Annotated in this window: 16 protein-coding genes; 10 read left to right on the top strand and 6 right to left on the bottom strand. The window is 72.7% G+C overall.

From position 1 onward, the window contains the following. Positions 1–1,106 precede the first annotated feature (1,106 nt). Positions 1,107–1,403, bottom strand: coding sequence for a YciI family protein (locus AB0953_RS05890; RefSeq protein WP_366858151.1), 297 nt, complete (start codon positions 1,401–1,403; stop codon positions 1,107–1,109). Between the two features lie 26 nt (positions 1,404–1,429). Here AB0953_RS05890 and AB0953_RS05885 point away from each other — a divergent pair, with 26 nt between their 5' ends. Then, a complete protein-coding gene (locus tag AB0953_RS05885) occupies positions 1,430–2,110 on the top strand; it encodes an endonuclease V (protein ID WP_366858150.1) in 681 nt (226 codons plus the stop codon). Positions 2,111–2,159: 49 nt separating this feature from the next. Here AB0953_RS05885 and AB0953_RS05880 read toward each other — a convergent pair whose 3' ends face one another. The 3 genes from AB0953_RS05880 to AB0953_RS05870 form a co-directional block, all read right to left on the bottom strand. Continuing rightward, a complete protein-coding gene (locus AB0953_RS05880; RefSeq protein ID WP_366858149.1) occupies positions 2,160–3,368 on the bottom strand; it encodes a saccharopine dehydrogenase NADP-binding domain-containing protein in 1,209 nt (402 codons plus the stop codon). A gap of 118 nt (positions 3,369–3,486) precedes the next feature. Beyond that, a complete protein-coding gene (locus AB0953_RS05875; RefSeq protein WP_366858148.1) occupies positions 3,487–5,109 on the bottom strand; it encodes a PKD domain-containing protein in 1,623 nt (540 codons plus the stop codon). Positions 5,110–5,354: 245 nt separating this feature from the next. Continuing rightward, a complete protein-coding gene (locus tag AB0953_RS05870) occupies positions 5,355–7,019 on the bottom strand; it encodes a hypothetical protein (protein ID WP_366858147.1) in 1,665 nt (554 codons plus the stop codon). Between the two features lie 220 nt (positions 7,020–7,239). On the opposite strand from AB0953_RS05870, the gene AB0953_RS05865 reads away from it, so the two are divergent. The 6 genes from AB0953_RS05865 (at position 7,240) to AB0953_RS05840 (ending at position 14,502) form a co-directional block, all read left to right on the top strand. Further along, positions 7,240–7,632: an MmcQ/YjbR family DNA-binding protein gene (locus AB0953_RS05865; RefSeq protein WP_366858146.1), complete on the top strand. Its 393-nt coding sequence runs from the start codon at positions 7,240–7,242 to the stop codon at positions 7,630–7,632. A gap of 93 nt (positions 7,633–7,725) precedes the next feature. Next, positions 7,726–8,862 carry a CaiB/BaiF CoA-transferase family protein gene (locus AB0953_RS05860; RefSeq protein WP_366858145.1) on the top strand — a complete coding sequence of 379 codons (1,137 nt, stop codon included), beginning with the start codon at positions 7,726–7,728 and terminating at the stop codon, positions 8,860–8,862. Then, positions 8,862–9,887, top strand: coding sequence for an LLM class F420-dependent oxidoreductase (locus tag AB0953_RS05855; protein WP_366858144.1), 1,026 nt, complete (start codon positions 8,862–8,864; stop codon positions 9,885–9,887). The genes AB0953_RS05860 and AB0953_RS05855 overlap by 1 nt, the downstream gene beginning before the upstream one ends. A 9-nt stretch (positions 9,888–9,896) precedes the next feature. After that, on the top strand, positions 9,897–11,039 hold the full coding sequence (locus tag AB0953_RS05850) for an acyl-CoA dehydrogenase family protein (RefSeq protein WP_366858143.1): 1,143 nt from the start codon (positions 9,897–9,899) through the stop codon (positions 11,037–11,039). Positions 11,040–11,062: 23 nt separating this feature from the next. After that, entirely contained in the window at positions 11,063–12,277 is a 1,215-nt protein-coding gene (locus tag AB0953_RS05845; RefSeq protein ID WP_366858142.1) for an acetyl-CoA C-acetyltransferase, read from the top strand. A gap of 53 nt (positions 12,278–12,330) precedes the next feature. Next, entirely contained in the window at positions 12,331–14,502 is a 2,172-nt protein-coding gene (locus AB0953_RS05840) for a 3-hydroxyacyl-CoA dehydrogenase NAD-binding domain-containing protein (protein ID WP_366858141.1), read from the top strand. Between the two features lie 104 nt (positions 14,503–14,606). On the opposite strand, the gene AB0953_RS05835 is transcribed toward AB0953_RS05840, so the two are convergent. Next, positions 14,607–15,536, bottom strand: coding sequence for a zinc-binding dehydrogenase (locus tag AB0953_RS05835; protein WP_366858140.1), 930 nt, complete (start codon positions 15,534–15,536; stop codon positions 14,607–14,609). Positions 15,537–15,611: 75 nt separating this feature from the next. Between AB0953_RS05835 and AB0953_RS05830 the strand changes: the two genes are divergently transcribed. From AB0953_RS05830 to sph, 3 genes are all read left to right on the top strand, one after another. Further along, a complete protein-coding gene (locus AB0953_RS05830) occupies positions 15,612–16,259 on the top strand; it encodes a TetR family transcriptional regulator (RefSeq protein WP_366858139.1) in 648 nt (215 codons plus the stop codon). 104 nt (positions 16,260–16,363) lie between these two features. Then, positions 16,364–17,416, top strand: coding sequence for an aminoglycoside phosphotransferase family protein (locus AB0953_RS05825; protein WP_366858138.1), 1,053 nt, complete (start codon positions 16,364–16,366; stop codon positions 17,414–17,416). 129 nt (positions 17,417–17,545) lie between these two features. After that, complete coding sequence (sph, locus tag AB0953_RS05820; protein WP_366858137.1) at positions 17,546–18,535, top strand: sphingomyelin phosphodiesterase; 990 nt, start codon at positions 17,546–17,548, stop codon at positions 18,533–18,535. 51 nt (positions 18,536–18,586) lie between these two features. Here the strand turns inward: sph and AB0953_RS05815 are convergent, their stop codons facing one another. Continuing rightward, positions 18,587–20,428 carry an AMP-dependent synthetase/ligase gene (locus tag AB0953_RS05815; RefSeq protein ID WP_366858136.1) on the bottom strand — a complete coding sequence of 614 codons (1,842 nt, stop codon included), beginning with the start codon at positions 20,426–20,428 and terminating at the stop codon, positions 18,587–18,589. Between the last annotated feature and the right edge of the window lie 55 nt (positions 20,429–20,483).

Below are 20,483 nucleotides of genomic sequence, written 5' to 3'. Positions count from 1 at the left end.
GTCGCTTCGCGATGGCCTTCGGCCACCCTTGACAGACCGGCACGACCCGAAATGCCAAAGAGCTGCCGGGAAGCCCCCGAAGGATGGCCAGGGGGTCAAATCCAGCCTCTGCACTCGCCAGAGAGAGCGGCCCGGATCCCAATATGCAGAATCCTTCCTCCCGGCACCACCCACCTTGCCCACCCCCGGGCATCCGGGAAGGGACACCCCCAGCCCCGCAAAAACGCCCACGCCCAAAGCCGAAGGGCTCCAACCCGCAGAAAACTTCAATGAAGCGGCTGCCAGCAGCCGGGAAGCGCCCCAGATCGCTACGCGCTCCTCTCTTCTCGGCGTCTGACGGCCGTCTGGGGCCGGTAGGCGCAACAGATCGCTACGTACCGCCCGGGACTCGGCGGCTGCAGACCGCATGGGGTCGCTCATGAGCCGCCCACGAGCGGTGGGCGCTCGCCCGTGGACGGCGACCGACGGTCGTAGGTGGTGGAGAGGATTCGGATCACTTCCCTTCCATGGCCGCACGAAGATCCTTCTTGCGCGATCTGGTGCGTTACCGGCCCCCGACGGCCGCCGGACGCCAAGAAATGAGTGACAACGTAGCGATCTGTTGCGCCTACCGGCCCCAGACGGCCGTCAGACGCCGAGAAGAGAGGAGCGCGTAGCGATCTGGGGCGCTTCCCGGCTGCTGGCGGCCATCTCATTGAGGTTTGTTGCGGGTTGGAGCCCTGCGGCTTTGGGCGTGGGCTTTTTTGCGGGCCTGGGGGTGTCCCTTCCCGGATGCCCGGGGCTGGGCAAGGTGGATGGTGCCGGGAGGAAGGATTCTGCACCGGGGGCGGGGGAGTGAGGTCTCTGACGAGGGAGAGGGCTGGACTTGACCCCCTGGCCATCCTTCGGGGGCTTCCCGGCAGCTCTTTGGCATTTCGGGTCGTGTCGGTCTGTCAAGGGTGGAGCGTAGCGACATCGCGAAGCGACGCGACCGAAGGGAGCGCCCTTGACGGGCCGGCGCGAACCGAAAGGACAATGGGCGGCCGGGACGCCCCCGGACACCCTCCGACCCGGTCGACCGTGACCCCGCCTTCCCTGGCCCCGGTCGGCAGACCTGCACCGCTCCCCTACGCCAGTGTTTCCCTCAGCGGTGCCAGGTCCGACGACGTCTTCGTCGCGATGAACTCCGTGATGCGGTAGGTGCAGACGCCCGCGGTCGTGAAGGGGTCCTGCTCCGTGATGCGTTCCAGCTCCGCGCGGGAGACGCCCGCGGCCAGGATGATGCCGCCGTCGCGGGGCACCTTGCGGCCGGAGGCGATGAAGACGCCCGAGGCGTAGTAGGTGTCCAGCCAGGCGATGTGAGCGTCCAGCTGCTCCTCGACGGCTTCGAGCGGCGCGGTGTACGTGAGCTCCATGACGAACATGATCGTCAGGTTACTCTCGCACCATCATGACGAGTGCGAAGACCCCCGCCAGTGAGGCCGAGGCCCGGGCGGTACAAGACGAACTGCGCAACCTGGTCGTCCTCGACGAGCCCGGCCCGCCGCCCGGGCGCGGGCTCGTCGCCGGTGTGGACGTCGCGTACGACGACGAGCGGGACCTCGTCGCCGCCGCGGCGGTCGTCCTCGACGCCGCGACCCTCGAGGTGGTCGAGGAGCGCACCGCCGTCGGGCACGTCAGCTTCCCGTACGTGCCCGGGCTGCTCGCCTTCCGGGAGCTGCCCACCGTCCTGGCCGCCCTGGACGCGCTGACCGCCGCCCCGGACCTGGTCGTCTGCGACGGCTACGGCCTCGCGCACCCCCGCGGCTTCGGGCTCGCCTGCCACCTCGGGGTGGTCACCGGGCTGCCGAGCATGGGGGTGGCCAAGAACCCGTTCACCTTCACCTACGAGGAACCGGGCGCCCGCCGCGGTGACGCCGCCGCGCTGCTCGCTGCCGACGGCGCCGTGGTCGGGCGGGCGCTGCGGACCCAGGACGGGATCAAGCCGGTGTACGTCTCCGTCGGCCACCGGATCTCCCTGGACAACGCCTGCGCGCACGCCCTCGCGCTGAGCCCGCGCTTCCGGATTCCGGAGACCACCCGGCATTCCGACTCCCTGTGCAGGCGGGCCCTGCGCGAGGCGGGGGCCTAGCCGCGAGGGGGTCCCGGCCGCGAGGGGGCGGGCCCAAGCCCGCCCCGCCTCACCGCGTGTGTGCCACCCGGAACCGGATCCCCGCCTTCTGGAGCCGGTCCAGCAGGGCGTCGCCCATCGCCACCGCCGTGGTGAGCTGGCCGGCCCGCTCGGGCAGGGCGTCGTAGGCGAGGCACAGCGCCGACTCGGCCAGCATCTTGGCGGTCTCGCCGTAGCCCGGGTCGCCGCCCGAGACCTCGGTGTACACGCGGCGGCCGCCGCCCTCGCCGACGAAGCGGACGGTGAACCAGCTGCGCGCCCGCCGTTCGGCGTCGGGCCCGCGGCCCGGCTCCCACAGGCCCGTCAGCCACCGCCGTACGGGCGGCAGCTGGGCCAGGGCCACGGTGGCGCCCACGGCGGCCGTGCCGCCCACCGCCACGGGGAGGTGCTTGACGGAGGCGTACTGCCGGTAGCGGAAGTCCGGCCCGTAGCGCTCCAGCGCGGCCGCCGACCGGGTCACGATGCGCGGGTCCAGGGTGGGCAGGGGTAGCGCCCAGGCGCCGGTCTCGCGGCTGAAGCGCGGGGCGCCGAGCGGCCCCCGTACGCGCCGCCCCGGCAGCCGGGGTTCGTGGAGCCGGCGGGCGTGGGCCGCGGCGAGGGTCTGGGGGCCGCGGCCGAGGACGGTGAGGACGGAGGCCAGGGTGCCGCCCGAGAACATGGCGTTGGACCGCATGAACCCGTCGACGCGCAGCGGCACGCCCTGCGGGAGCTGTCCGACGGTGAAGTAGGCGCCCAGGTCGGCCGGGATCGAGTCGAAGCCGCAGGCGTGCACGAGCCGTGCGCCGGTCTCGCGGGCCCGCGCGTCGTGCTCGACGTACGTGCGGTCCACGAACTCGGGCTCGCCGGTGAGGTCGACGTAGTCGGTGCCCGCCTCGGCGCAGGCGGCGACGAGCTGTGCCCCGTGCAGGACGTACGGGCCGACGGTGGTGGCGAGGACGCGGGTGGAGGCGGCCAGCTCCCGTACGGCGGTGGCGTCCGAGGAGTCCGCCCGCAGCAGCGGCAGGTGTGCGCAGGCGGGGTCGAGGGCGGCGAGGTCGTCGCGCAGGCGTGCCAGTTTGCCGGGGTCGCGGCCGGCGAGGGCCCAGCGGCAGCCGGCGGGGGCGTGGGCGGCGAGGTAGGCGGCGGTGAGGGCTCCCACGAACCCGGTCGCGCCGAAGAGGACGACGTCGTAGGGGCGTTCCTGCGCGGCCGGCGTTCTGTGCGGGGTCGGTGCGGTCATCGTGGCTCCTCGCTTGCCCTGGCGTGCGGATGGGTACGGGGCAGCGCCCCGGGAAGCGGCTGCGGGGGCCGTTCCCGGGGCGCTGTGGTGCGGTGGTGCGCCGTGTGGTGGTTCCGGTTCAGTTGTCCTCGTAGACGCCGAAGACGTCGACGACGAGGTCGAGGTTGCCGTCGCTCTGGTTCCAGAAGTCGATGATGCCGTGGGAGCCGGTGCTCGCCTGGACCAGGTTCGGGACGGTCTTGCCCGTCGTCCAGTTCAGGGTGGAGGAGGTGGGCGGAATCGGCCAGGCCGCGTTGCCGGCGTCGTACTCGTCCAGCGAGTTGGGGTCCGGGGTGACGGCGAGGTAACCGGTGTCCTTGGTGTTGGTCACCGTGGTGTTCAGCACGAAGCCGGTGACGCCGGGCGCGTCGGGGGCGATCGGCAGGTAGATGTAGTCGCGGCCGCCCAGCGGGCCGTCCCAGACGGAGGCGTCGCGGGTGTCGATGAGGCGTTCCGGCGCGAAGGGCAGGTACGCGGCCTTGGAGGCGGGGCTGTAGTAGCCGACGACGTCGACGATGACGTCGAGGCCGGCCCAGGCGCCGTTGCGGATGTTGATCCGGCCGTCGGGGCCGACGGGGACGATGACCGAGTTGGCGATGGTCTGCCCGGCGGTGAAGTTGAGGTTCGAGGCGGTCGGGGCCTGCTGGCCGCTCGGGTAGACGGTGAGGTGGCCGGCTTCCTTGGGGTTGGTGACCGTCACGTTGAGGGCCACGGCGGTGACGCCGGAGGCGGGCACCTGGCCCTTGCCGGTGATCTGGACGCCGAAGGAGTTCTGCCCGGGGAGCTGGCCCTTGGCGCTGCCGAGGCCGGAGCGGGTGTCGACGAAGCGTTCCGGCGGGAGGGAGGTGTAGCCGCTGGACGCGGACTGGGTGAAGTAGCCGGTGACGTCGGCGATGAGGTCGACCGACTCCCAGCCGCCGTTGTACAGGTTGACGTAGCCGTTGGCGCCGACCGGCACGATGACCAGGTTCGGGACGGTCTGTCCGGGGGCGAAGTTCACGTTCGAGGTGGTGGGCTTGGCGTCGCCGTCGGCGAAGGCCGTGATGTGGCCGCCGCTGGTGGCGTTGGTGACGGTGACGTTGAGGACCACCGCGGTCACGCCGGGCGGGATGCCGCCGTTGCCGCCGACCTTCAGGTGGGCGGAGCTGTACGGGGCGACCTTGGCCTTGGCGGCACCGGTCCCGTTGCGGGTGTCCAGCAGGCGCGTCGGGCCGTAGGGGGTGTAGTCGGAGCCCTCGGTGGTGACCTGCAGCTCGTTGGTGGCCTCGGTGCCGGCGGCCTTGTCGGCCACGGTGACCTTGATGGTGTAGGTGCCGAGCTCCGCGTAGGTGTGCTCCGAGGACACGACCTGCGTACCGGAGGCCGTGGCGGGGGTGGTGGTCCCGTCGCCCCAGGAGACGGTGACGTCGAGCGGGGTCTGCGCGCTCGTGATGGAGCTGTCCAGCTGGAAGCCGTGCGCAGTGACGGAGACGGCGGACAGCGCCACCGCGAGGGTGGGGTTGGCGGCGGCCGTCGCGGGCGCGGTCTGCGGCGCGGTCTGCGGCGCGTCGGCGGTCTTGTCCTGCGCCGTCGGCAGCGGCTGCCGGACCGAGTCCCCGGCCGGGCTGGTGAACGTGGTGGAGGTGTCCGCCTCGGCCTGGGTGAGGTCGGGCTGGCTGACGCCGCCCGCAGCGCCGGTGGTGGGGCCGGTCGCGTGGGCCATGCCCGGTATGAGAGAGACGCCGGCCGCGAGTACGGCTGCGGATGCTGCGAGTCGCCGGTATGACACCGAGCCCCCAAAACTGTCCATGAGCCCTTGGCCAGGGCTGAAAGTGCGCTCAGATTACCGACACCCGGAACAGCCGGACACCTACCCCCACCTGCGTTATCTCACCGAAACCGGAATCGCCCCGGGGCGGCCCTGAAGGCCGCCGCCGGGGCGATGCGCCGTCCGCTGCCGCAGTCGGATCAGTTGTCCGTGTATACGCCGAAGAGGTCGACGATGAGGTCGATGTCGCCGTCGCTCTGGTTCCAGTAGTCGATGACTCCGGTCCAGCCGGTGCTGGCCTGGACGAGGTTCGGGACGGTCTTGCCCGCGGTCCAGTTCAGGGTCGAGGAGGTCGGCGTGGCCGGCCAGCCGGCCGTGCCGTTCTGGTACTCCTCCTTCGTGTAGGGGTCCGGGGAGACGGAGAGGAAGCCGGCGTCCCTGGTGTTGGTGACCGTGGTGTTCAGGGCGAAGCCCTTGGTGTGCGGGTACCCGGAGCCCAGGAAGTGGGCGATGTAGCTCCGCCCTTCCAGACCGCTCTCGTCGGTGCGGGTGTCGAACAGGCGGGCGGGCTGGACCGGCAGGTAGGAGTTGGCGCTCTCGGGGCTGTAGTAGCCGACGACGTCGACGATGACGTCGGCCCCGTACCAGCCGCCGTTGCGGATGTTGATCCGGCCGTCGGGGCCGACGGGGACGATGACCGCGTTGGCGATGGTCTGGCCGGTGGTGAAGTTCACGTTGGACGCGGTCGGCGCCGGCTGGCCGCTCGGGTAGACGGTCAGGTGGCCGTCGCTCTTCGGGTTGGTCACCGTCACGTTCAGCGCCACGGCCTTGGCCGTGTACGGGACCCCGTTGACGCCGGTGATCTGGGTGCTGAAGGTGCCGTACCCGGGGACCTGGCCCTTGGCGGTGCCCAGGCCGGTGCGCGTGTCCACGAAGCGCACGGGCGCCATCGGGGTGTAGCCGTTGGTGTCGGACTGGGTGAAGTAGCCGGTGACGTCGGCGATGAGGTCGACCGACTCCCAGCCGCCGTTGTACAGGTCGACGTAGCCGTTGGCGCCGACCGGCACGATGACTAGGTTCGGGACGGTCTGTCCGGGGGTGAAGTTGAGGTTCGAGGTCGTCGGCTTGACGTCGCCCTCGGCGAAGGCCGTGATGTGGCCGCCGCTGGTGGCGTTGGTGACGGTGACGTTCAGGACCACGGCGGTCACCCCGGCCGGAATGCCGCCGTTGCCGCCGATCTGTACCCGGGCCGAGCTGTACGGGGCGACCTTCTTCTGGGGCGCGCCCGTGCCGTTGCGGGTGTCCAGCAGGCGCTTGGGGCCGTACGGGGTGTAGGCGGAGCCCTCGGTCGTGACGACGAGCTCGTTGGTGGCCGACTCCTGGGTGACGGAGTCGGTCACCGTCACCTTGATCGTGTACGTGCCGAGCCGGTAGTACGTGTGCGGAGTCGAGACCGTCTTCGTGCCGGTCGCCGTCTCGTTGCCGTACTGGTTGTCGCCCCAGTCGATGCTGATGTTCAGCTGGTTGGCGGTCGTGCTGGTGACGGAGGTGTCGAGCTTCAGGCCCTTGCCGGTGACGGTCGTGGCGTGCAGGCCGACCGTGACGTTGGCGGCGGTCGCGGCGTCTGCGGCGGCCTGCGGCGAGGCCGCGGCCTTGCCGGCGGCGGGCGCGGTCGTGCGGGCCGAGCGCGTGGCCGGGCTGTCGAAGGCGGTGGACTTCGTCGCCGTCTGGTCCGCGCCGGGCGCGGCCACCTTGTGGGCCTTGCCCTGGCCCGTGGACGGGTCGGCCGCGTGGGCCGCACCCGGGATGAGAGAAACGCCGGCCGCGAGTACGGCGGCGGATGCTGCGAGTCGGCGGTAAGACACCGAGCCCCCCAAAAAAAGTTGTTGAGCCCTGGATCAAGGGCTGAAGCCCGCTCAGAGTACATAGGCCCGCCGACATCGTTCGCGCGGGTTTCCCCAGGTCGGGGGCCAATCGCCGGAGGCCTTCGGTCCGGTTGCCCCGCGGGCGCGGGTCTGCGGGGCTAGCGTGAGGACCGGCCTGTCCGAGTGAGCGGGCGCGACCTGTGCTGAGTGGAGGCGTTTCGTGAAGGCTGCGGTGCGCAAGTGGGAGGCGGTACGGGAGTTTGCCCTGGGGTTGCCGGAGGCGGTGGAGGAGTTCCCTTGGGGACCGGAGGACTGCGTCGTGAAGGTCAACAAGAGGATCTTCGTCTTCCTGGGCAACGCCGACGGCCCCCGGCCGCCCGGGCTGTCGGTCAAGCTCAAGGACGAGGCGCTGCACGGGCACGCCATGACGGCTCCCGGCGCCGAGCCGACCGGGTACGGTCTGGGCCGCTCCGGCTGGGTGTCGGTGCCGCTGGGGGAGAAGGGGGCGCCCTCGGTCGAGGTGCTGTGCGAGTGGGTGGAGGAGAGCTACCGGACCGTGGCCCTCAAGCGGCACCTGAAGGAGCTCGACGCGCGGATCGGGCCAAACGGCTAAGCGCTTGCTCTTGTGCTGCGTGGAACACGTTCCTAGCATCGCTGGTGTTACATCAGTTGTGTCACACACTCCGCACGGGACGCTGGGGGCTCGATGGCAGTGACAGGGTCCGGTCCGCTCGCGGGCGTGCGCGTCGTCGAGCTGGCGGGCATCGGCCCGGGCCCGTTCGCCGCCATGCTCCTCGCCGACCTGGGGGCCGACGTCGTACGGGTGGACCGCCCCGGCGGGGGCGGCCTGGCGATCGACCCCGCGTACGACGTCACCAACCGCAACAAGCGCTCCGTCCTGGTCGACCTGAAGTCCCCCGAGGGGCCGGGCCTGGTGCTGGACCTGGCCGCGCGGGCCGACGTCCTCATCGAGGGCTTCCGCCCCGGCGTCGCCGAGCGCCTCGGCGTCGGCCCGGCCGACTGCCACGCCCGCAACCCGCGCCTGGTGTACGGGCGGATGACCGGCTGGGGCCAGGACGGCCCGCTCGCCCACACCGCCGGCCACGACATCGCGTACATCGCGGTCACCGGCGCCCTCGGCATGATCGGCAGCCCGGACGCGCCCCCGGCCGTCCCCGCCAACCTCGTCGGCGACTACGCGGGCGGCTCCCTCTACCTCGTCATCGGCGTCCTGGCCGCGCTGCAGCACGCGCGCACCCCCGGCGGCGCCGGGCAGGTCGTCGACGCGGCCATCGTGGACGGCACCGCCCACCTCACCGCCATGATCCACGGCATGATGGCGGCCGGCGGCTGGCAGGACCGGCGGGGGGCCAACCTCCTCGACGGCGGCTGCCCCTTCTACGGCACCTACGAGACCTCCGACGGCGGGTACATGGCCGTCGGCGCGCTCGAGCAGCAGTTCTACGACACCTTCACCGAGCTCCTCGGCATCGCCGACCGGGCCCCCGCCCGCAAGGACCCGGCCCGGTGGGGCGAACTCCGCGAGGCCGTCGCCGCCCGCTTCAAGTCCCGTACCCGCGCGGAGTGGACGGCCGTCTTCGAGGGCAGCGACGCCTGCGTGGCGCCGGTGCTCTCCCTGAGCGAGGCGCCGCAGCACCCCCACCTCGCCGCCCGCGGCACCTTCACCGACCTCGGCGGCATCACCCAGCCCGCCCCGGCGCCCCGGTTCTCCGCGACCCCCGCCGCTTTGCGCAGCGGCCCCGCGCAGCCCGGGGCGCACACCGCATCGGTGGCCCGCGACTGGGACGTGCCGGCCCTGAACGGGAAGGGCGGGGGCGCCTGATGGAACTGTCCATGCTGCTCGACTACGCCGGCGACCCGCGGCGGGCCGCCGACGAGGCGGCCGCGCTGGAGGTGGCCGGCCTCGACGCCGTCTGGGTCGCCGAGGCCTGGGGCTTCGACTCCCCGACGATCATGGGCTACCTCGCGGCCCGCACCGAGCGGATGAAGATCGGCTCGGCCATCGTCAACGTGTACTCCCGCACCCCCGCCCTCATCGCCCAGACGGCGGCCGGCCTCGACGCCCTCTCCGGCGGCCGCGCCATGCTCGGCCTGGGCGCCTCCGGCCCGCAGGTCGTCGAGGGCTGGCACGGCAAGCCGTACGACCGGCCCCTCGGGCGCACCCGCGAGACGGTCGAGCTGTGCCGGCGGATCTGGCGCCGCGAGGCCATCGACCACCACGGCATCACCGACATGCCGCTGCCGCCGGAGAAGGGCGGCCGCCACGGCAAGCCGCTGAAGATCCTCACCCGGCCCGTCCGCCCGGACGTGCCCGTGTACATCGCCTCCCTCGGCCCGGCGAACGTCGCGATGACCGCCGAGATCGCCGACGGCTGGCTGCCGACCCTGTTCATCCCGGAGAAGGCCGCCGCCGTGTGGGGCGGCCCGCTCGCCGAGGGCGCCGCCCGGCGCGACCCGGCGCTCGGCCCGCTGCAGACCGTGGCCGGCGGGCTGCTGGCCATCGGCGAGGACGCCGCCGCGGCGCGGGACCTGGCGCGCCCGCAGATCGCCCTGTACGTCGGGGGGATGGGCGCGGTCGGCAAGAACTTCTACAACGACCTCGCCGTCGCCTACGGCTACGAGGAGGAGGCCCGCACGATCCAGGAGCTGTACCTCTCCGGCCGCAAGCGCGATGCGGCGGCCGCCGTACCGGATGAGTTCTGCGAGCTCATGACGCTGTGCGGGCCCGCCGGGTACGTGCGCGAGCGCATCGAGGCCTTCCGGGAGGCCGGCGTCACCATGCTCAACATCACGCCCGTCGGCCCCGAGCCGGCCCGGCTGATCGAAACCGTCAAGAGCTGGCTCTAGGGGGCCCCGATGCAACGCCGCATCTTCGACGCCGACCACGAGGCGTTCCGCGAGACCGTGCGCACCTTCCTCGCCAAGGAGGTGCTGCCGCACTACGAGCAGTGGGAGAAGGACGGCATCGTCAGCCGCGAGGCCTGGCGCGCCGCCGGCCGGCAGGGCCTGCTGGGCCTGGCCGTCCCGGAGGAGTACGGCGGCGGCGGGAACACCGACTTCCGCTACGCCGCCGTGATCGCCGAGGAGTTCACCCGGGCCGGGGCCCCAGGGCTGGCCATCGGCCTGCACAACGACATCATCGGCCCGTACCTGGTCAACCTGGCCACCGAGGAGCAGAAGCGCCGCTGGCTGCCCGGTTTCTGCTCGGGCGAGACGATCACGGCGATAGCGATGACCGAGCCGGGGGCGGGCAGCGACCTCCAGGGCATCCGCACCACTGCCGAGGACCGGGGTGACCACTGGCTGCTCAACGGCTCCAAGACCTTCATCTCCAACGGCATCCTCGCCGACCTCGTCATCGTCGTCGCGAAGACCACGCCCGAGGGCGGGGCGCACGGCCTGTCGCTGCTGGTGGTCGAGCGGGGGACGGAGGGCTTCGAACGAGGCCGCAACCTCGACAAGATCGGCCAGAAGGCCCAGGACACCGCCGAGCTGTTCTTCCACGACGTCCGCGTCCCGAAGGAGAACCTGCTCGGCGAGCTGAACGGCGCGTTCGTCCACCTGATGAACCACCTCGCGCAGGAGCGGATGGGCATCGCGATGGCCGGCATCGCCGGCGCCGAGCACCTGCTGGAGATCACCACGCAGTACGTCAAGGAGCGCGAGGCCTTCGGGCGGCCGCTGGCCAAGCTCCAGCACATCCGGTTCGAGATCGCGGAGATGGCCACCGAGTGCGCCGTCACCCGCACCTTCGTCGACCGCTGCATCACCGACCACTCCGACGGCCTCCTCGACCACGTCCACGCGTCGATGGCGAAGTGGTGGGCGACCGAGCTGCAGAAGCGGGTCGCCGACCGCTGCCTGCAGCTCCACGGCGGCTACGGGTACATGACCGAATACCGGGTCGCGAAGGCCTTCACCGACGGCCGCATCCAGACCATCTACGGCGGCACGACCGAGATCATGAAGGAGATCATCGGTCGTTCCCTGCTCGGCTAACCTCCCCTCGAAAGGCTTGACCAGTGAGCACCGAAGCGTACGTATACGACGCGATCCGCACGCCGCGCGGCCGCGGCAAGGCCACCGGCTCCCTGCACGGGACCAAGCCGATCGACCTGGTCGTCGGCCTGATCCACGCCCTGCGCGAGCGCAACCCCGGCCTGGACCCGGCCGCCGTCGACGACATCGTCCTCGGCGTCGTCGGCCCGGTCGGGGACCAGGGCTCCGACATCGCCCGCATCGCGGCCATCGCCGCCGGGCTCCCGGACACCGTGGCCGGCGTGCAGGAGAACCGCTTCTGTGCCTCCGGCCTGGAAGCCGTCAACATGGCCGCGGCGAAGGTCCGCTCCGGCTGGGAGGACCTGGTCCTCGCGGGCGGCGTGGAGTCCATGTCCCGCGTCCCGATGGCCTCCGACGGCGGCGCCTGGTTCAACGACCCGATGACCAACTGGGACGTCAACTTCGTCCCGCAGGGCATCGGCGCCGACCTGATCGCCACCATCGAGGGCTTCTCCCGCCGGGACGTCGACGAGTACGCCGCCCTGTCCCAGGAGCGCGCCGCCGCGGCCGTGAAGGAGGGCCGCTTCGACAGGTCCGTCGTCCCCGTCACCGACCGCAACGGCCTGGTCGTCCTGGACCACGACGAGTTCATCCGCCCGGGCACCACCGCCGACACCCTCGCCAAGCTCAAGCCGTCCTTCGCGGACATCGGCGAGCTCGGCGGCTTCGACGCCGTCGCCCTGCAGAAGTACCACTGGGTCGAGAAGATCGACCACGTCCACCACGCGGGCAACTCCTCCGGCATCGTCGACGGCGCCTCGCTCGTCGCGATCGGCTCCCGCGAGGCGGGGGAGCGGGGCGGGCTGACCCCGCGCGCCCGGATCGTCTCGGCCGCGGTCTCCGGCTCCGAGCCCACCATCATGCTCACCGGCCCCGCCCCGGCCACCCGCAAGGCCCTGGCCAAGGCCGGGCTGACCATCGACGACATCGACCTGATCGAGATCAACGAGGCCTTCGCCGGCGTCGTCCTGCGCTTCGTCAAGGACATGGGCGTCTCCCTCGACAAGGTCAACGTCAACGGCGGCGCCATCGCGCTCGGCCACCCCCTCGGCGCCACCGGCGCGATGATCCTCGGCACCGTCGTCGACGAACTGGAGCGCCAGGACAAGCGCTACGGGCTGGTGACCCTCTGCGTCGGCGGCGGCATGGGCGTCGCCACCGTCGTCGAGCGCCTCTGAACCGTCCTGCACCCCTGATCCCCTCCGACACGGCCGACACGGAAGTAGCGAACATGAGCGAGTCCACCACGATCCGCTGGGAACAGGACGAGACCGGCATCGTCACCCTGGTCCTCGACGACCCCAACCAGTCCGCCAACACCATGAACCAGGCCTTCAAGGACTCCATCGCGGCCGTCGCCGACCGCGCCGAGGCCGAGAAGGACTCCATCCGCGGCATCATCTACACCTCCGCCAAGAAGACCTTCTTCGCGGGCGGCGACCTCAAGGACATGATCCGGCTGCGCCCCGAGCACGCGCAGCTCGCCTTCGACACCGGCACCGCGATCAAGCGCTCGCTGCGCCGCATCGAGACCCTCGGCAAGCCCGTCGTCGCCGCCCTCAACGGCGCGGCCCTCGGCGGCGGCTACGAGATCGCCCTCGCCTCCCACCACCGCATCGCCCTCGACGCCCCCGGCTCGAAGATCGGCCTGCCCGAGGTCACCCTCGGCCTGCTCCCGGCGGGCGGCGGCGTCACCCGCACCGTCCGCCTCATGGGCATCGCCGACGCGCTGCTCAAGGTCCTGCTCCAGGGCACCCAGTACACCCCGCAGCGCGCCCTCGACAACGGCCTGGTCCACGAACTGGCCGCCACGCCCGAGGAGATGCTGGCCAAGGCGCGGGCGTTCATCGACGCCCACCCCGAGTCGCAGCAGCCCTGGGACGTCCCCGGCTACCGCATCCCCGGGGGGACCCCGGCGAACCCGAAGTTCGCCGCCAACCTGCCCGCGTTCCCCGCGAACCTGAAGAAGCAGCTGAACGGGGCCCCCTACCCGGCGCCGCGCAACATCCTGGCCTGCGCCGTCGAGGGCGCCCAGGTGGACTTCGAGACGGCGCTGACCATCGAGGCCCGCTACTTCACCGAGCTGGTCACCGGCCAGACCGCCAAGAACATGATCCAGGCGTTCTTCTTCGACCTCCAGGCCGTCAACGCCGGGCGCAGCCGTCCGCAGGGCATCGAGGCGCGCACCGTCCGCAAGGTCGCCGTCCTCGGCGCCGGGATGATGGGCGCGGGCATCGCGTACTCCTGCGCCCGCGCGGGCATCGAGGTCGTCCTCAAGGACGTCACCGCCGAAGCCGCCGCCAAGGGCAAGGCGTACTCGGAGAAGCTGCTCGACAAGGCGCTCTCGCGCGGCCGTACGACCGAGGCCAAGCGGGCGGAGCTGCTCGCCCGGATCACGCCGACGGCCGACGTCGCCGACCTGGCCGGCTGCGACGCGGTGATCGAGGCCGTCTTCGAGGACACCGCCCTCAAGCACAAGGTGTTCCAGGAGGTCCAGGACGTCGTCGCGCCCGACGCGCTGCTGTGCTCCAACACCTCCACCCTGCCGATCACCGGGCTGGCGCAGGGCGTCGAGCGGCCCGCCGACTTCATCGGCCTGCACTTCTTCTCGCCCGTAGACAAGATGCCGCTGGTGGAGATCATCAAGGGCGAGGCCACCGGGGACGAGGCCATCGCCCGCGCCTTCGACCTGGTCCGTCAGATCAACAAGACCCCCATCGTGGTCAACGACTCGCGCGGCTTCTTCACCTCGCGCGTCATCGGCCAGTTCATCAACGAGGGCGTCGCCATGGTCGGCGAGGGCATCGAGCCCGCCTCCATCGAGCAGGCGGCGGCCCAGGCCGGCTACCCGGCCAAGGTCCTGTCCCTGATGGACGAGCTGACCCTCACCCTCCCGCGGAAGATCCGCAACGAGACCCGCAAGGCCGTCGAGGCCGACGGCGGCGCGTGGACCGCGCACCCCGCGGACCACGTCATCGACCGGATGGTCGACGAGTTCGGCCGCCCGGGGCGCAGCGGCGGCGCCGGCTTCTACGAGTACGACGAGACGGGCAAGCGGGTCCGGATCTGGCCCGGGCTGCGCGAGCACTTCGCCAAGCCGGACGCGGCGATCCCCTTCGAGGACATGAAGGAGCGGATGCTCTTCGCGGAGGCGCTGGACACGGTCCGCTGCCTCGACGAGGGCGTGCTGACCTCGATCGCGGACGCCAACATCGGCTCCATCATGGGCATCGGCTTCCCGGCCTGGACGGGCGGCGTCATCCAGTACATCAACGGCTACGAGGGCGGCCTGCCGGGGTTTGTGGCCCGGGCGCAGGAGCTCGCCGCGCAGTACGGCGAGCGGTTCACCCCGCCGGCGTCGCTGGTCGCCAAGGCCGAGCGCGGCGAAACGTACGCGGACTGACCCGCCCGGCCCCCGCCGCCCGCCCGGCACCGCGCCGGGCGGGCGGCGGGGGAGGGGAGCGGCCGCCACCGGGCGCCGGGTGCCCAGCCGAAGGTGCCGGGTGCCTACCCGAAGGTCAGGACGGCCTTGCCGTGGAGGTCTCCGGCGAGGAGGGCGGCGGCCGCGTCCGCCGCGTCGTCCCACCCGCCGCGCCAGGTGATGCCCGGGTCCAGGGTGCCGTCGGCGACGCGGTGCGCGAGCCAGCCCAGGTCGCGTTCGAGACCGGTGCAGGCCAGCAGGAAGAAGGTCACCAGGGACCGGTCGTGCCGGCCCTGGTCGCCGAAGAGGGCCCCGAAGGGGAAGTCCTCGCCCGTGCCGGCGGAGTGGCCGAGGGCGACCAGCGTGCCGCCCGGGCGGAGCGCGTCGTACGCCTCGACGAGCCGCGGACCTCCGACCAGCTCGACCGCCCCGTCCACGGGCCCCGACGCCTCCTTCGGCCTGCCGATCACCTCGTGTGCCCCCAGCCCGTGCAGCAGGCCGCCGTGGGCGGCCGGGTCGCTCGTGGACGCCACCACGCGGGCACCCGCGGCCCGGGCGAGCTGGACGGCGTAACGCCCGACACCGCCGGTTGCCCCGGTGATCAGGACGTCGCGTCCGAGCAGGGGGCCCAGCCGGTGCAGGGCGCGCAGGGCGCTCGCACCGGCGACGGGGACGGTGGCGAGGGCCGCCGGGTCCGCCCCGGCGGGAGCGGTGCCGATGAACGCGGTGTCGACCGCGCGCAGTTCGGCCCAGGCGCCGTCGGGCATCAGGGTGACGACCGGGGTGCCGGCGGCCGGTCCGGAGCCGTCCGCGGCGGCCTTCTCCACGATGCCGGCGGCGTCCCAGCCGAGGACGGAGCCCTCCGGCGCGGCGCCGAGGCCGAAGACCAGCTCGCCGGGGTTGAGCGAGGTGGCCGTGACCCGGACCAGGGCCTGGTGGGGTGCCGGTCGCGGCTCCGGGGCGGTGCCGAGGCGGAGTCCGCCGGGGGCCGCGGGGTCGACGAGCAGGGCGCGCATGAGCTCCTCCAAGAATGTGCCACTGAGTGGCATGAGCCTATAGGGGGCATTCGCTGCTCGGATACAGTGGGGGCGATGACTCCCGAGCCCACCGCCCCCCTCCCGCTGCGCGAGCGCAAGAAGCTGCGCACCCGGCAGGCGCTGATCGACGCCGCGCTCGACCTGTTCGGCACCCACGGCTTCGACGGCGTGACGCTGGACGGGCTCTGCGAGGCGGTCGAGGTCTCCAAGCGCACCTTCTTCCGCTACTTCGACAGCAAGGAAGACGTCGCCATGGCCCCCACCCAGGACTTGTGGGCGGCCTTCCTCGACGTCCTGAAGACCTCCCCGGCCGACGGCCGGGCGCTCCTCGCGCTCTTCGAGGACGCCCTCGCCGAGGCGATCGGCCGGATGCCGGCCGACGGGTGGGCGGAGCGGGCCCTGGCCAGCCGCCGTCTGGCGTCCCGCACGCCGTCCATGGACGCCCACGGCCTGGCGTTCTGCGACCGCACCACGCGGTCCGCGCTCGCCGTGGTCGAGCGCCGCTTCACACTCCGGGGATGCCGCGGGGAACCGCACGCCCGCCTGGCCCTCGACGTGCTCGTCGCGGTGTTCCACAGGGCCCTGGACGCCTGGGTGGCGCAGCCGTCCGGGCACACGCCCGAGGACCTCGTACGCCGCCTGCGCGCCACCGGCGCCGAGCTCCCGCGGGCGCTCGCGGTGACGGCCGAACCCCGCGCCTGAGCCGGGCGCCGGCCTGAGTCCGGCCCCGGGCGGGTCCCGGCCGGGGCCCGGCCGCCTTGAAAACCGGTGGAGGCCCAGGCGGTCGCGGTGCTGTCATGGCCGCCATGCGAGCTGACATGCGGCCTGACGGCGCCGTGGTGGACCGAGGGCAGTACCCGCACGCCGAGACGCCCTGGGAGCAGGAGGAGTGGCGCACCGGGGTGTTCGACTGGGTCCGGAGCGAGCTGGCCGCGCACGGGCTGTACGAGCAGGGCCCGCGCGAGGTGCGGCTGCGGCCGTGGTCGGTGCTGGTGCGGCTGACCGTCGCAACCGACCGCTCCCGGGGCGGCGCCGGGAGCGGGGCGCGCGTGTGGTTCAAGGCCAATCCGCCCGCGAGCGCCTTCGAGGCCGGGCTGGGCGAGGCCCTGGCCCGGTGGGTCCCCGGGCACGTGCTGCGGCCGCTCGCGGTCGACGCGCGGCGCGGCTGGTCGCTGCTGCCCGACGGCGGCCCCCTCTTCCGGGAGGTGCTGGACCGCGGGCCCGCCGATCCGGGCGCCTGGGAGGAGCCGCTGCGCCGGTACGCCGCGCTGCAGCGGGCGCTGACCCCGTACGCCGGGCGGATCGAGGCGCTCGGCGTCCCGGTCGCGCGCACGGCCGACCTGCCGGAGGTCTTCGACCGGCTCCTCGATGCGAACACGGTGCTGGAGCCCGGTCCGCGCAGGGCGCTGGTGGCCCTGCGGCCCCGGCTGGCCGAGTGGTGCGCCGAGCTCGCGGGCGCCGGCATCGCCGACACCCTCGACCACGCGGACCTGCACGAGAGCCAGCTCTTCGCGCCCGGGCCGGACCGTTTCACCTTCTTCGACTGGGGCGACGCGGCCGTCTCGCACCCCTTCTGCAGTCTGCTGGTCCCCGCCCGGGCGGCCCGGGAGCGCTACGGGCCCGGGGTGCTGCCCCGGCTGCGCGACGCCTACCTGGAGCCGTGGACGGGCGCGGGGGCCACCGCCGCTGAGCTGCGGAGCGCGGTGTCGACGGCGTACCGGCTCGCCGCGCTGGGCCGGGCCTGCTCGTGGGGCCGGGTCTTCCCCGGGCGGGCCGGCGGCGGAGGCGCCGGCGGTGCCAACGGCAAGGCGGACAGCGCCCGTTGGCTGCTGCAGCTGCTGGCCGAGCCCGCCCTGTAGGCGCCCGGACGGGAATCCGCGCCCGATGTCCTCGGGCCGGACAGAAAGTCGTGGCACGGGTGTTACCCAGAGGTAACCGCGGCTGCTTGGATGTGCGGGTCGATCTCCCCCACCGCTGATGGAGAGCCCATGCTGCACACCAGGCCCAGCCGCCGCCGCACCGCCGCGGCGGCCGTCGCTTCGGTCGCCGCCGCCGCGCTGGCAGCCGCCACCGCGCCCTCGGCCCAGGCCGCCGAGAGCGCGACGGCGCCCCGGCTCGGCGTCCTGACGTACAACGTGTTCCTGATGAGCAAGAACCTCTACCCCAACTGGGGCCAGGACCACCGGGCTTCGGAGATCCCCAAGGCGCCCTTCTTCCAGGGCAGGGACGTGGTCGTGCTCCAGGAGGCCTTCGACAACGGGGCGTCGGACGCGCTGAAGTCCAACGCGGCGGCGCAGTACCCGTACCAGACCCCCGTCGTCGGCCGCAGCAAGAGCGGCTGGGACGCCACGGGCGGCTCCTACTCCTCCACCACCCCCGAGGACGGCGGCGTCACGGTCCTCAGCAAGTGGCCGATCGTCCGCAAGGAGCAGTTCGTCTACAAGGACGCCTGCGGCGCCGACTGGTGGTCCAACAAGGGCTTCGCGTACGTCGTCCTGGACGTCAACGGCACGAGGGTGCACGTGGTCGGCACCCACGCCCAGTCCACCGACCCCGGCTGCGCCGCGGGCGAGGCGGCCGAGATGCGGGCCCGCCAGTTCCGGGCGATCGACGCCTTCCTCGACGCCAAGAACATCCCGGCGAACGAGCAGGTCATCGTCGCGGGCGACATGAACGTCGACTCCCGCAGCCCCGAGTACGCCGCCATGCTGGCGAACGCCGACCTCGCTGGCGCCGACGCGCGCACGGGCCACCCGTACTCCTTCGACACGGCCCTCAACTCGATAGCGCACTACCGCTACCCGACGGACCCGCGCGAGGACCTCGACTACGTCCTCTACCGCAAGGGCAACGCCCGTCCGGCGGGCTGGGAGAACACCGTGGTCAAGGAGGACGCGGCGCCCTGGACGGTCTCCAGCTGGGGCACCTCGTACACCTACACCAACCTCAGCGACCACTACCCGGTGATCGGCCGCTGAGCCCGGGCGCCTCCGGCGGGCCGCCCGCCCGCCGGAGGCGCCGACGCCCGTCTACGGGGCTTCGTACGGCTCCCCGTACAACCCGTCGATCAGCGCCCCGTACTTCTCCCGCACCACCCGCCGACGCAGCTTCAGCGAGGGCGTCAGCTCACCCGACTCCGGGCCCCACTCCTCGGTCAGCAGCCGGTAGCGCTTGATCTGCTCGGTGCGGTTCAGCCGGGTGTTGGCCGCCTCGACCGCGCGGGCGACCTCCTCGCGGACCGCCGGGTGCCGACCGAGCTCGGCGAGCGAGGCGGCCCCGATGCCGCGGGCCGCGGCCCAGGCCGGGGCCAGCTCGGCGTCGAGGACCAGCAGGGCGACGAGGTACGAGCGGCCGTCGCCGTGCACCAGGGCCTGCCCGATCAGCGGGTGCTCCTTGACGGTGTTCTCCACCAGGGCGGGCGAGACGTTCTTGCCGTTCGAGGTGATGATCAGCTCCTTCTTGCGGTCCGTCAGCCACAGGAAGCCGTCCTCGTCGAGGCGGCCGACGTCCCCGGTCGCGAACCAGCCGTCGGCGTCGTGCGCGCTCTCCACCGAGCCGTCGGGCCGCAGGTAGCCGCCGAAGACGGTCTCGCCGCGGGCAAGGATCTCCCCGTCGTCCGCGAGCCGCAGCTCCAGCCCCTCGATCGGCCGGCCGACCGAGCCGAGGCGGAAGGCGTCGGGGCTGTTGACGGTGCACACGCCGGAGGTCTCGGTGAGCCCCCACGCGTCCATGACGGTGATCCCCCAGCCGGCCCAGAAGCGCACCACGTCGATCGGCATCGGCGCGGTGGCGCTCGCCGTCCACACGAGCCGGTCCAGCCCGGCCAGGCCCAGCAACGGGTCCAGGACCCGTTCCTTGGCCCGCGCGTACGAGGCCGCCAGCGCGGCGGGCACCTCCTCGCCCCGTTCCAGGTGGCCGGCGCGGGCCCGGGCGAGGCCGTTCGCGCTCTCGATGGCATCGCGCTGCTGCGCCGGCAGCTGCGCCAGCACCGCCCGTACGGACGCGGCCAGCTTCTCCCACACCCGCGGCACCCCGAAGAACTGCACCGGGTGCAGCTCGCGCACGGCGAGGGCGACGGCGGACGGGTCGGCGACCAGCCGGACGTGCGCGGCCCTCAGCAGCGGCAGGTACAGGCCGAGGATCCGCTCGGCGATGTGCGCGAAGGGCAGGTAGCAGATGTGCTCGGCGTGCTCGGGCAGCTCCACGCGCCGGTCGAGGCGGACCGACTGGAGCAGGATGTTGCGGTGGGTCAGGCGGACTCCCTTGGGGTCGCCGGTCGTGCCCGAGGTGTAGACGACGGTCAGCGGGTCCTCGGGCTGGGTCTCCTGCCAGGCCTTCTCGAAGGCCTCCGGCCGGTGCAGCCGCGCCCCGCTCGCGTACAGGGAGGCGTAGGTGCCGTGCGCGCCGGCCTCGGCGGCCTCCGCGACGACCAGCCGCTGGAGCGGCACGCCCGGATCGTCGAGCAGCGGCTCCCAGCGGGCCAGTTCGCGGGCGCCCTCCACCAGGGCGGTGCGCGCCCGGCTGTGGCGGGCGATGTGGGCGATCTGCTCGGGCGCGGAGGTGCCGTACACGGTGACGGGGACGGCACCCAGGTGGACCAGGGCGAGGTCGGTCAACCAGTGCTCGGGCCGGTTCCCCATCATGATCAGGACGTGCTCGCCGCGCTCGACGCCGAGGGCCGCGTACCCGGCGGCGAGGACGGCGACCCGGCGGCGGACCTCGCCCCAGCCGAGGGTCGTCCAGTCGGCGGAGCCGGGGCGGGTGCGCCACGACAGGGCCGGCAGATCGCCGTACTCGGCGGCGTTGCGGGCGAGCAGGGCGGGGAGGGTGAGCTCTTCGGGTCGTCCGGGCAGTCGCAGATTCGTGGTCATGGGCAGCTCCTGGCCGTTTCACATCGTTGGTGCGACAGCAATACTGTTGAACCGC

The organism is Streptomyces sp. NPDC046866, assembly GCF_040704625.1.
GTDB lineage: Bacteria > Actinomycetota > Actinomycetes > Streptomycetales > Streptomycetaceae > Streptomyces.
This window is presented reverse-complemented; position numbering and strand designations above follow the sequence as displayed.

Bases quoted from the DNA above. Each gene is read 5' to 3' on its own strand.
- AB0953_RS05890 (WP_366858151.1), bottom strand. From the start codon at position 1,403: ATGTTCGTCATGGAGCTCACGTACACCGCGCCGCTCGAAGCCGTCGAG.
- AB0953_RS05885 (WP_366858150.1), top strand. From the start codon at position 1,430: ATGACGAGTGCGAAGACCCCCGCCAGTGAGGCCGAGGCCCGGGCGGTA.
- AB0953_RS05880 (WP_366858149.1), bottom strand. From the start codon at position 3,368: ATGACCGCACCGACCCCGCACAGAACGCCGGCCGCGCAGGAACGCCCC.
- AB0953_RS05875 (WP_366858148.1), bottom strand. From the start codon at position 5,109: ATGGCCCACGCGACCGGCCCCACCACCGGCGCTGCGGGCGGCGTCAGC.
- AB0953_RS05860 (WP_366858145.1), top strand. From the start codon at position 7,726: ATGGCAGTGACAGGGTCCGGTCCGCTCGCGGGCGTGCGCGTCGTCGAG.
- AB0953_RS05855 (WP_366858144.1), top strand. From the start codon at position 8,862: ATGGAACTGTCCATGCTGCTCGACTACGCCGGCGACCCGCGGCGGGCC.
- AB0953_RS05850 (WP_366858143.1), top strand. From the start codon at position 9,897: ATGCAACGCCGCATCTTCGACGCCGACCACGAGGCGTTCCGCGAGACC.
- AB0953_RS05840 (WP_366858141.1), top strand. From the start codon at position 12,331: ATGAGCGAGTCCACCACGATCCGCTGGGAACAGGACGAGACCGGCATC.
- AB0953_RS05835 (WP_366858140.1), bottom strand. From the start codon at position 15,536: ATGCGCGCCCTGCTCGTCGACCCCGCGGCCCCCGGCGGACTCCGCCTC.
- AB0953_RS05830 (WP_366858139.1), top strand. From the start codon at position 15,612: ATGACTCCCGAGCCCACCGCCCCCCTCCCGCTGCGCGAGCGCAAGAAG.
- AB0953_RS05825 (WP_366858138.1), top strand. From the start codon at position 16,364: ATGCGAGCTGACATGCGGCCTGACGGCGCCGTGGTGGACCGAGGGCAG.
- sph (WP_366858137.1), top strand. From the start codon at position 17,546: ATGCTGCACACCAGGCCCAGCCGCCGCCGCACCGCCGCGGCGGCCGTC.
- AB0953_RS05815 (WP_366858136.1), bottom strand. From the start codon at position 20,428: ATGACCACGAATCTGCGACTGCCCGGACGACCCGAAGAGCTCACCCTC.